This window comes from Frisingicoccus caecimuris, assembly GCF_004340975.1.
GTDB lineage: Bacteria > Bacillota > Clostridia > Lachnospirales > Lachnospiraceae > Frisingicoccus > Frisingicoccus caecimuris.
Genome location: NZ_SLXA01000007.1, coordinates 121,129 through 131,579, shown reverse-complemented (window position 1 = coordinate 131,579; position 10,451 = coordinate 121,129). Strand labels below are relative to the sequence as shown.

General features: G+C 42.8%; 14 protein-coding genes and 1 pseudogene. All 15 read right to left on the bottom strand.

Annotated elements, in window-relative coordinates:
• Positions 1-236: pseudogene (locus EV212_RS08635) on the bottom strand (IS5/IS1182 family transposase); the annotation flags it as partial.
• Positions 237-330: 94 nt separating this feature from the next.
• Positions 331-1,014, bottom strand: coding sequence for a nitroreductase family protein (locus tag EV212_RS08630; RefSeq protein WP_132091855.1), 684 nt, complete (start codon positions 1,012-1,014; stop codon positions 331-333).
• A 14-nt stretch (positions 1,015-1,028) separates the two neighbouring features.
• Positions 1,029-1,799: a sulfite exporter TauE/SafE family protein gene (locus tag EV212_RS08625; protein ID WP_132091852.1), complete on the bottom strand. Its 771-nt coding sequence runs from the start codon at positions 1,797-1,799 to the stop codon at positions 1,029-1,031.
• 19 nt (positions 1,800-1,818) lie between these two features.
• The gene (locus tag EV212_RS08620; RefSeq protein ID WP_132091849.1) at positions 1,819-2,193 is read right to left on the bottom strand and encodes an ArsR/SmtB family transcription factor; all 375 of its coding nucleotides are present in this window, start codon (positions 2,191-2,193) and stop codon (positions 1,819-1,821) included.
• A 132-nt stretch (positions 2,194-2,325) separates the two neighbouring features.
• Positions 2,326-3,639: an ATP-binding protein gene (locus EV212_RS08615; RefSeq protein WP_132091845.1), complete on the bottom strand. Its 1,314-nt coding sequence runs from the start codon at positions 3,637-3,639 to the stop codon at positions 2,326-2,328.
• Between the two features lie 32 nt (positions 3,640-3,671).
• Positions 3,672-4,010, bottom strand: coding sequence for a DUF6664 family protein (locus tag EV212_RS08610; protein WP_207669084.1), 339 nt, complete (start codon positions 4,008-4,010; stop codon positions 3,672-3,674).
• Positions 4,011-4,073: 63 nt separating this feature from the next.
• A complete protein-coding gene (locus EV212_RS13725; RefSeq protein ID WP_243115513.1) occupies positions 4,074-4,196 on the bottom strand; it encodes a nucleoside 2-deoxyribosyltransferase in 123 nt (40 codons plus the stop codon).
• A 280-nt stretch (positions 4,197-4,476) separates the two neighbouring features.
• Positions 4,477-4,704 carry a hypothetical protein gene (locus tag EV212_RS08600; RefSeq protein ID WP_132091842.1) on the bottom strand — a complete coding sequence of 76 codons (228 nt, stop codon included), beginning with the start codon at positions 4,702-4,704 and terminating at the stop codon, positions 4,477-4,479.
• Positions 4,686-5,858 carry a hypothetical protein gene (locus EV212_RS08595; protein ID WP_132091839.1) on the bottom strand — a complete coding sequence of 391 codons (1,173 nt, stop codon included), beginning with the start codon at positions 5,856-5,858 and terminating at the stop codon, positions 4,686-4,688. Before EV212_RS08595 ends, EV212_RS08600 begins: the two co-directional genes overlap by 19 nt.
• A gap of 277 nt (positions 5,859-6,135) precedes the next feature.
• Positions 6,136-6,528, bottom strand: a complete 393-nt coding sequence (gene rpsI, locus EV212_RS08590; RefSeq protein WP_132091836.1) for a 30S ribosomal protein S9 — start codon at positions 6,526-6,528, stop codon at positions 6,136-6,138.
• Positions 6,529-6,552: 24 nt separating this feature from the next.
• Positions 6,553-6,987, bottom strand: a complete 435-nt coding sequence (gene rplM, locus EV212_RS08585; protein ID WP_132091833.1) for a 50S ribosomal protein L13 — start codon at positions 6,985-6,987, stop codon at positions 6,553-6,555.
• A gap of 138 nt (positions 6,988-7,125) precedes the next feature.
• Complete coding sequence (gene truA / locus EV212_RS08580; RefSeq protein ID WP_132091829.1) at positions 7,126-7,872, bottom strand: tRNA pseudouridine(38-40) synthase TruA; 747 nt, start codon at positions 7,870-7,872, stop codon at positions 7,126-7,128.
• Entirely contained in the window at positions 7,863-8,663 is an 801-nt protein-coding gene (locus tag EV212_RS08575) for an energy-coupling factor transporter transmembrane component T family protein (RefSeq protein ID WP_132091826.1), read from the bottom strand. Before EV212_RS08575 ends, truA begins: the two co-directional genes overlap by 10 nt.
• Positions 8,660-9,514 (bottom strand): energy-coupling factor transporter ATPase, encoded by an 855-nt coding sequence (locus tag EV212_RS08570; protein ID WP_132091823.1) that lies wholly within the window; start codon positions 9,512-9,514, stop codon positions 8,660-8,662. Before EV212_RS08570 ends, EV212_RS08575 begins: the two co-directional genes overlap by 4 nt.
• A gap of 4 nt (positions 9,515-9,518) precedes the next feature.
• A complete protein-coding gene (locus EV212_RS08565) occupies positions 9,519-10,376 on the bottom strand; it encodes an energy-coupling factor transporter ATPase (protein ID WP_132091820.1) in 858 nt (285 codons plus the stop codon).
• Positions 10,377-10,451: the final 75 nt, after the last annotated feature.

Below are 10,451 nucleotides of genomic sequence, written 5' to 3'. Positions count from 1 at the left end.
TGTGAATAAGCATAAGTCAGGATCTTGAACATGCTCTTTGGGTCCACTGCCGGATTTCTGCCTTTGGCAGAGTAAGCCTGATACAGCAAGCTGTAGTCTAAATCCTCCAATTCGTGGCTCAGCAGTCGGACAGAATCATCGTCAGGAACCAAACCTTCCAAATTTAATGGCAAAACCAGTTGATAAGGCTCGCCAAATTCGGTATAATTTTTATGGTATTTTAATTTACTAGGCATATCTTATTATACCATGGATGGCAGGTTCTTCGGATCCTGCTTTTCTATTTTTAGACATAAAAATGGAGCCATTGCTCCATAGATGATTATTCATCTATTTTGCAACGGCCCCATATGTTTTATAAAAGAATTCTTTTTCTGCTCCAACTTCAAAATGATATTTAATAATCCCCAAGTCAAGTTTTGTGTAAAAGCCTCTTCCGGCTTTTGCAGATACCTTGCTTCCATCCAGTGTAAACATAAATTTCTGCTGATTCATAGCTGTGGGGGCTAGCAGTGCCGCTTCAATACCGTTTTTGAACCACTCCGGCATTTTTCCTTCCACTTTGGCGATCTCAGAGATTGCTTTTGATTTATGCGGAACGCCCTGCGTTTTCCCATATCCGAGTGCAATGACAGCGCAGAGCTTTTCGCCCTTTTCTACAGTAAAAGCAGTTTTAATTTTGCTGTATGTCATTGCAACCCAACAGGTGTTCAAACCTTGTTCCTGCGCTTTTAGCACCAATCGCTCACCAAAATAACCGCACTTCTCATCAAGCGCAGAACTCTTTTCACCGATCAGAGCAATATAGTTCGTCACTCCACTGAACTTCCCATAGTGCGCCATAAATCCGTCAAAGGCTTTCGGTTCGTTTGTGACAAGCTGGATATGCAGACCACTTTCTTTATTGCAGAGGTCAATCTCTGATTGCAGTACCAAAAGAGTTTCTGCGCCGATTGGTTGATTTTTGTACTGGCGCACACTGTGGCGTGCTTTCATCACTTCTGTAATGCTCATGTTTTATCCCTCCATTATATATAATTGACAATAATCATAGCCACGCTCATTATCGCAAGCCCGAATCCGAGCGTTCGGTTCATTACTCTCGGTGATGCTTTGTTAGCAAATTTTGCGGTAATCATTGCGCCGATCAAAGTAAAAATAATGCACATAATCAAAATTGAGTAATCGGAAATCCCGCCTTCGATAACAAAGTGGGAGATGGCTCCGGTCAGTGCAGTAAAAGTCATAATAAACACGCTGGTTCCCACTGCGGTTTTCAATTCATAACCCAGCACACTGACCAGTACCAAAAGCATCATCATCCCGCCGCCAGCGCCTACAAAGCCGCAAATCAGACCAACAGCCGCCCCACAGACAATGGACTGAACTGCAGCTTTTTGTTTACTTCGGTTTTTATTGCTTTCCCTGGCCTCCATAACGGGACGAAAAATGAACTTCAGGCCCGCAAAAAGTGTCATAAACATAGAAAATCCGCCCATCGCCGTTTGCGGAAGCAGAGATGCCAAATAACTTCCGACCAGCGTGAAAACCAAAACGGAGGCCAGCATGACCAAGCCGTTTCTTACATCCAGATTTTTATTCTTTTTATAGGTATAAGCCGAGACAGCCGAAGCCAGCACATCGGAAGATAACGCAATGCCCACCGCTTCATAGGCGTTTACATGGAGAAATGTCACCAGCATCGGTGCGATCACGGCGGCTGCGGACAGTCCGGCAAGTCCAGTGCCGAACCCGGCTCCCGCACCTGCAATCAGGCATACAATAATTTTTGCAAGCATACGATGATAAGTTCCTTTCTTATAATCTACGTTCCGCCTTCTGTACACTCCTGTCAGGCAACTGTTCCATAAAGCGTTTGGCATGCTCCAGCATATGAATCAGGCGGTTCATCGCTTCTGTATCTGCGTCAAAGTAATAATAGTGTTTCGTGCCTTCCCGACGCATTTTCAAAATGCCTGCTTCCTTCAAAATTTGAATATGGTGGGACACCGCAGGACGGGATAGATTGGTTTTTTCCGTAATAGTACCGACACGCACACCGCCGCACTCATCAATTTTCATCATTTCCAGAATCAGGTGCTGGCGATTTTCATCTCCAAGTGCCAACAAAACCTTTTGACAGGCTTCAAATTCCTCAGCAAGCTGTTTTATCTCATTACTATGTTCGGACATAGGTTTATCTCCTTTGTTCATTTACTCAAACCATTATACCATTATGATTCAAAAAAATCTCATTGAGAAAGAAAATCGAGACGATTAATTTTATGAGACAGAAAAGAAGTTTGTATGTGTTGAAACGGTCTGTCACTCCAGAAGGAAATCCAGCGCTCTAATAATTTTAATTCCGTCCTGTGTCTGGGTAAGATCACACTCCAAGGCAATAACAACCTTTTCGTAACTATCCCGGATTTTACGCAGAGGCGCAAGCTCTCGTTCTCTCATTTCTGGAGCGTTCATTGATTCTGTAACCTGGATATATTTTTTCTCATCTGCTTTGGTGGCAATAAAGTCAACTTCCTGATTGTCAATTTTACCGATGGCTACATCATAGCCACGGCGCAACAGTTCAAAGTAGATGATATTCTCCAGAATATGTCTGCTGTCACCGTCACGATAACCAAGCAGGTAATTTCGCAGACCTATGTCCACAATATAATATTTGCCCAGCGTACGCAAATACTCCTTGCCCTTAATATCAAAGCGCTTGATTTCATAGAAGATATAGGCTTCTGTCAGAGCTTCGATATACGCCTGAATTGTCTGTACGGCAGGCTTTGTCTTTCGGGTTCCATTCTCCAAAAGGCCCTCATTGACTAGGGTGTTTCCGATGGAGGTTGCGGAAGTGTTGTTGCCAATATTGTCCGCCAAAAACAAGATGATTTTTCTCAGCAGCACTGGGTCTGTGATATTTCGCTGACCTTTTCTCTTTTCCCGTTCCAGGATGTCATTGATAACGGCAGCAGAATACACACCGTCTAAAGCGGCTGTCACCCGGTCAATTTCCAAGCCCACATCTGCCAGCATGGGCATACCGCCAAATCTGGCATAGGCGTCAAAAAGTTCTTTTACATCATAAGTTTCGCCCTCTGTATCTGTGATCCGCTTTCTGACACCACCTGCAGGCGACTTCCGTTCCGTCAGGGTATAGCCGTGAAAATACAGAAATTCCTTAAAGGATAATGGCAGTACCTTGATTTCCACATATCGTCCAGATAGGTAAGTGGAAAGCTCAGAAGAAAGTAGATAGGCATTGGAACCCGTAATATATATATCGCAGTCAAAGTCTACCCGGAAAGAGTTGACCGCATTTTCCCAACCACGCACCTTCTGCACCTCGTCAAAAAAGAGGTATGTCCGTTTATCCGGGCAAATGCGCGCTTTGACATATTCGTAAAATCCTCTTGCGTCCATATCCGGAATACTCATAGACTCAAAGTTCATTTCGATAATTTGGTCATCAGTCACTCCAGTATCCCGCAAATGCTCCGCCATCAGCTTCATCAAACTGGATTTTCCACAGCGTCGGATACCGGTCATGACCTTGATCATTTCTGTATCTTGAAATGCGATAATTCGATTCAGATAGAGGTCACGTTTTCGCAGCGTTGTTTTTTGCATAAAGAAAGCACCACCTTTCGCTTAGAATCATATCACAAATCTCGTAAAAAAATCAAGTTTGTAGAATTGATACTATAAACTTTTATTTTTGAGAAGTTTGTAACATGTTGTAGATGCTCCATATCATCCAGCTTCCGGGATAACCGAAGGCATTGGACAAATGCAGCGTGTTCTTCTGCGGTCAGGCGAATCTCACCTTTGTCCTCCATCACTTTCATAATACACGGGAACCGCTTTTTCAGATCAGAAATCTGCTGTTGAATGTCCGCGTATTCTTCGCTGGTTTTCCGCAGGTCAGTCACAATATCACTGTCGATCTCCGTGAAGGAATCCTCCAGACGGGAGGGCAAATCAAAATATGTGTCACTCATGGTTTTCACTCCTGTTTTTCTTTTACTATACCCATAGGGCAGGGCAATATCAAATGTATAATTTCATTTCTGTTCTGCAAGATTGATGACCGGCTTGCCTTGCTTTTTCGCGTATTTGACGGTTTCATAGGCACCGCCAAAATCCCGGAATAGATAGGCAATCAGGCAATCGGCTCTGTCCACCATCCATCGGTTTCGCTTTTGAATCGCGGCTTTGTAGTGAACTCCGCACGGCTCCTCTGGAATAATGATTTCATCATAGTAGTATTCGTAGTATTCCTTTTCCGTATTCAGCTTATTGGATATATAGGCAAAGCAATCTTCGATTTATACAATCAGCACATCTAGTCATCGAATTTTCTTTTAGCGCACGATTTGCAATCCAAGCATCACCGCTAGTTTAGTTATATGGAAAATCATTGGAACAAAATGGTCAGCCGAGCAGTTAAAACCACTCGGCTGATTTTTAAGCATATTCGTAATGAGAACCATGCTCCGATACAAAAGGCTGTAAAGCAAACATTACTATAGACACTGTATCGATTATCTGTATGAGTTCACTTGGATCCTTTTTATTTCTTATAACCGTTTCAATTTCTTTGTAGCAATCAAAGAAAAGCTGTACAACATTTAATAACTCACTATTTTGCTCATCCGCTCCCTCAATCATTTTATTTACGATATCTTCGGACAAAAAAAGTCCTTCCAGAGTGAATTAATCTGTTCGATCAGCAATTCTGTGAAGGATGTTAAACTACAAAGACACTTTTCATCGACTGACACTTGCATAACTTGCTGATAACGCTGAATGTACAACTTCATTTCACCCAGCTTTCTCATGGAATCAACCCAAATGTTCAAAGTTTCGCTTGCGTTAATTTTTTCGACCAATGCCGGCTCTATTTCACAAGGAAACATTGGTTTTGCAATTCTGTCAAGCGTATTACTATCATCCATTTTGTAATCAACAATGATATAGGCGTATTTCTCACCTTTGAAAAGCGTACCATCCACCGCTGTAACAGCTTTTGAAAGCGTATCGCCAAAGTAATTTGTTCCCTTGCGATATTTTTGCTTTGCATCGTAGGCAATTGCATAACCTTTCTGTTGATTATCAAGTACATAACGCCAGACATTAACTAAAGTAAGAACATTTTCAAGCTCTTCTTTTGCAAAATTTTCATTAAGTGAACTATAGTTAGAAAATAATAAATCATACTCTTTCTGAAAATCTGTAAGAGCTTTTGCTGCAGAGTATAGATTAAACATAGCAAGCCTTGGATTTTCAACAGTGCTAATATCTTGCTTGTTAATTCGTACACGCAGAACTTCTGCAAATTGATTATAGAAATTGTCTAATGAGGAATATACATCATTCAAGTATTTTCTGAAGTTCTCATACTTACCAACTGAAAGCAATTGGCGCATTGGTAAATACTCCGCAACAGGGCTTTTAGCGTTTCCTTCAGAATAAAGACAGTATGGGTCAACAGCAAAATAAGGGAGTAGATTTTCGGCGAATGTGTGTTCTCTAAACACTTTTAGCCGATCATCAATCCTTTTTCCTCGATCCTGCGTATATCTCCCTTTCCTGTATACATCATCAATAAGTTTGATTGTCTCAACGACCAAATCATTGACATTGGTTCTTATCTCGTCAACATCAGCTACATATTCCTGCCACGAAAAAGGACGCATGCTATAATCTATTCGTATTTTTGTCCATCCATTCAATTCAGATACCCATACATTTGGTCGCTTACTCTTATGTCCTCCAGAGCATACTTCTGGCTCAGGTAGCTGGCCTTGAGCATATTGAGCTTGCCCACCTCCATATCCAGATTGCACTTTTCGATGATAAGCGGATTGCCGGTGGCCAGCGCCTTGATCTCAGAGTAATCTACTAACTGGTAAAGGTATGGGGCAAAGGTTCCCCCATCCGTTAACTAAAATGGGGTCAAAAACGCTGGTTCCCCCATCGTTAACTACTAAAAACAGGGTCAAATCACACCAAATCATTTCAAATCAGAACAAACAGTATCAGCGATTTGGGGCATAAGAAAACCCCGGAAAGCCTTGATTTTCCGGGGTTTTTGAGCTTTTTTGATTGTAAATATCCAGCCGATTAACGCTTGCTGAACTGCGGAGCACGACGGGCTGCCTTGAGACCGTATTTCTTACGTTCTTTCATACGTGGGTCACGTGTTAAGAAACCTGCTTTCTTAAGAACTGGTCTGTAATCGTTGTCTGCTTTCAGTAATGCTCTTGCGATACCATGTCTGATCGCACCGGCCTGTCCTGTAAATCCACCGCCATGAACATTTACGATAACGTCGAATTTATCTACTGTATTTGTAGCAACCAATGGCTGTCTTACGATAACTTTTAAAGTTTCAAGACCTAAATAGTTATCAATATCTCTTTTGTTAATGGTGATATTACCTGTTCCAGGTACAAGGTATACTCTGGCGATACTTTTCTTTCTTCTTCCTGTTCCGTAATATTTTACACTAGACAATGTTCTTCTCTCCTTCCGATATTATTAGTATTTAATTTCCAATACTTCTGGTTTCTGAGCAGCATGGTTATGTTCCGGACCTGCATACACATGAAGTTTTTTGATCATCTGTCTTCCGAGCGGTCCCTTTGGAAGCATTCCTTTAACTGCAAAATTAATAACATCTTCTGGTTTTTTTGCCATTAACTCTTTCAGAGTCGTTTCTTTCATACCACCAACATAATCGGAATGTCTGTAGTATACTTTCTGATCTAATTTCTTACCTGTAACTTTAACCTTATCAGCATTGATAACAATGACATAATCACCTGTATCCATGCTTGGTGTATATGTTGGTTTATTTTTACCTCTTAAAACACTGGCAACCTGGGAAGCTAAACGACCTAATGTCTGGTCTGCTGCATCAACTACATACCATTTTCTTTCGATTGTTGCTGGACTAGCCATGTAACTTTTCATGGTTTGGACCTCCTTAATGTACTAAAAACAATGTATTCTTTAATAAATGCTACTTACCGGGGCTTTGGATTTCGCATTTTTAGACATATCGTCACAATTAAATATTATATGGCAAATAAAAAGTACTGTCAAGCATTTTTATTCCAAATATTCAATATTTATCAGGGTTAAGCCCTGGGGCGGGGCCGTTGGGCCAACCACATACCGCTCACTGGTTTCAAGACTTTTTCGGATATCCGCCGCCGTCTTTTTATGAAATCCGACTTTCAATAATCCGCCTACAATGATGCGTACCATATTATAAAGAAAACCATCACCGGTAATCCGAAGACAGATCATATCCTCTTCCCTGGTCAACGTCAGATTCGTAATCGTCCGCACAGTATTTGTCACCTTAGTCTTGACCGAACAAAAATTGTGAAAATCATGGGTACCGATAATTTCTTCAGCTGCTTTGCTCATTGCCTCCAAATCCAGGGGCTGGGGCACAAAATAACTGTTCAGCCGTTGGTTCGGCAATGGCACCCGGCGATTTAAAATACGATATTCGTAGGTTTTTAATGTCTTTTGATATCTCGGATGAAAATCAGCCGCCACTTCTTCCGCTGACTGGATCACAATATCCTTTGGAAGCCGCTGGTTCAGCGCCGGAACAAACCGCTCCGCCGGCCATGGTCTTGACGTATCAAACACCGCCACCTGACCAAGGGCATGCACACCAGAATCGGTCCGACTGGCGCCGGTAAGCATAATTTTTTCTCCAGTCAGAGCCTCGATATGTTTTTGAAGCATCGCCTGAACAGATACGCCGTTAGGCTGTACCTGCCACCCACAGTAATTCGTACCGTCATAGGCCACTACAAGCTTGATTCGTCTTAAAGCCATACCTTCACCCCGGTCCAGATAAGGATATAAACTAAAATGAGCAGGTAAGCCAGATAATCCCGCAGCGCATAAACAAGCGGTTTCATTTTCGTGCGGCCTACACCTCCATGATAACAGCGGGCTTCCATTGCCATTGCCAGGTCATTCGCCCGTCGGATGGCCGAAATAAACAGGGGCACAAGAATCGGTATCAGGCTTTTCATCCGCTGAATCAGATTACCGCTCTCAAAATCAGCACAGCGGGCCTGCTGAGCCTTCATGATCTTATCGGTTTCTTCCATTAAAATCGGTATAAACCGCAATGCGATCGACATGGTCATAGCCAACTCATGCACCGGAAAATGGATCTTTTTAAGAGGCCCCAATGCCTTTTCCAGTCCATCTGTTAAATGGTTCGGCGTCGTTGTCAACGTCATGATCGTAGAACCCACAATTAAATAAATCAGACGAATGGCCGTCTTTCCGGCAAGGACAAGACCCTCTTTTGTAATTTTTAAAAATCCTAAATGGACAAGTTCTGTTCCCGGCGTCAGAAAAATATTGAGAAGAACTGTAAAAATCATCAATATGAAAATAGCTTTAAGCCCTTTTAACATATATTTCAAAGGAACCTTTGAAAGTCCGATAACCGCCGCCAGAGCCACAGTCGCCAAAGCCAGCCCCATCAGATCATTTACAAAAAATACAGTCACAACAAAAACAATGGTCCCCAATAACTTGACCCTTGGATCCAGCCTGTGAATCACAGAATTCGCCGGATAATATTGCCCAATTGTAATATCTCTAATCATTTATCCGCCTCCAGGCAATGTAGTAAAGCTTCCTTCGCTTCCTCTACAGTCGTAACATCCTCCGGCAATTCCGGAAATATCTTATGAAGCTGCCGCATGACATAGGTTACCTGAGGCGCTGCAAGACCGACTCTCTCCAAAGCTTCCGACTGGCGAAAGATTTCCTTTGGCGTGTCGTCCATAAACACCTCTCCCCGATTCATAACGATGATTCGATCCACATATTTTGCCACGTCTTCCATACTGTGTGAAACCAGGATAATCGTTATCCCTGTCTGCCTATGCAGCGCCGAAATCTGATTCAGAATGTCGTTTCGCCCCTTGGGATCAAGTCCGGCTGTCGGTTCATCCAGAACAATGACCTGGGGATGCATCGCCAATACACCGGCGATCGCCACCCGGCGTTTTTGCCCGCCGGAAAGTTCAAAAGGTGACTTTGAATAATCCTTTTCCGTCATTCCGACCATAGCCAGCGCCTCTTTAGCCCGCTCGACTGCCGCATCATCATCCAACCCAAGATTTTTCGGTCCATAACAGACATCCTTTAAGACCGTCATCTCAAAAAGCTGATGCTCCGGATACTGAAACACTAGTCCCACTTGACTGCGTAAATCTATCATTCGATATTTATCATCATAAATGTTTTGCTCATTATAATAAATCTGCCCGCTCGTTGCCCTCAATAAACCGTTTAAATGTTGAATAAGCGTTGATTTTCCGGATCCCGTATGTCCGATAAGTCCAATAAACTCACCGTCCTGAATTTCCAGATTTACATCTCTCAGCGCCTGTTTACGGAATGCATTATCCGGACTGTATATATAATTTACATGTTCTAAACGTATTCCCATGTCGTCACCTGCTTTTAAATCTTTCCAGAGACTCAACCAATTCCTCAATTGTTAAAATCCCCTCGGGCACATCCACACCAGACTGCCGAAGCTCATAGGCCAGTTCTGTCACCTGAGGCACATCCAGACGAAGCTGTTTCAAATATTCCACCTGGGAAAATACCTGCCGCGGCGTCCCTGAAAGCACGATCTTTCCATCATCCATCACGTATACTTTATCTGCATGGACAACCTCATCCATGTAATGTGTAATCAAAATGACAGTCACTTTCTTTTCCTGATTTAGCTGGCGAACCGTCTCTATAACTTCTTTACGGCCGTTCGGATCCAACATAGCCGTCGGCTCGTCCAGGACAATGCACTCCGGTTCCATGGCCATAACTCCCGCAATAGCCACTCTCTGCTTTTGTCCGCCGGAAAGTCTGTTTGGAGAATGATGACTGTACTCCAGCATTCCTACAGATTTCAAACCCTGATTGACACGTTTCCATATGTCCTCTGTAGGCACACCAAGGTTTTCCGGTCCAAAACCCACGTCTTCCTCAACCAGGCTGGCAATAATCTGGTTATCCGGATTCTGAAAGACCATCCCGGCGGTCTGACGTACATTCCAGACATTTTCCGGCTGACTGGTATCCATCTCCTTTACCCACAAAGTCCCTCCTGTGGGAACAAGCAGCGCATTCATCTGTTTCGCCAGAGTAGATTTTCCTGAACCATTATGTCCAAGAATGGCAATAAACTGTCCGGCTTCCACATCTAAATCCACGCCGGATACGGCATGAATGACTTCTTCAATCTCATCATGTTCATCTTTACTCACATAGTCATAAAATAATTTCGCAGCTTTGATAATTCCCATAAGTGCTTCCTTCCTGAATTGTGAAAAAGCTCCTGCTGATTTTAAAAAACACAGGTGTGACTCACCTGTGTTTTT

Bases quoted from the DNA above. Each gene is read 5' to 3' on its own strand.
- EV212_RS08575 (WP_132091826.1), bottom strand. From the start codon at position 8,663: ATGATTAGAGATATTACAATTGGGCAATATTATCCGGCGAATTCTGTG.
- EV212_RS08610 (WP_207669084.1), bottom strand. From the start codon at position 4,010: ATGAGTGACACATATTTTGATTTGCCCTCCCGTCTGGAGGATTCCTTC.
- EV212_RS08570 (WP_132091823.1), bottom strand. From the start codon at position 9,514: ATGGGAATACGTTTAGAACATGTAAATTATATATACAGTCCGGATAAT.
- EV212_RS08625 (WP_132091852.1), bottom strand. From the start codon at position 1,799: ATGCTTGCAAAAATTATTGTATGCCTGATTGCAGGTGCGGGAGCCGGG.
- EV212_RS08630 (WP_132091855.1), bottom strand. From the start codon at position 1,014: ATGAGCATTACAGAAGTGATGAAAGCACGCCACAGTGTGCGCCAGTAC.
- truA (WP_132091829.1), bottom strand. From the start codon at position 7,872: ATGGCTTTAAGACGAATCAAGCTTGTAGTGGCCTATGACGGTACGAAT.
- EV212_RS08620 (WP_132091849.1), bottom strand. From the start codon at position 2,193: ATGTCCGAACATAGTAATGAGATAAAACAGCTTGCTGAGGAATTTGAA.
- rplM (WP_132091833.1), bottom strand. From the start codon at position 6,987: ATGAAAAGTTACATGGCTAGTCCAGCAACAATCGAAAGAAAATGGTAT.
- EV212_RS08615 (WP_132091845.1), bottom strand. From the start codon at position 3,639: ATGCAAAAAACAACGCTGCGAAAACGTGACCTCTATCTGAATCGAATT.
- EV212_RS08565 (WP_132091820.1), bottom strand. From the start codon at position 10,376: ATGGGAATTATCAAAGCTGCGAAATTATTTTATGACTATGTGAGTAAA.
- EV212_RS13725 (WP_243115513.1), bottom strand. From the start codon at position 4,196: ATGGTGGACAGAGCCGATTGCCTGATTGCCTATCTATTCCGGGATTTT.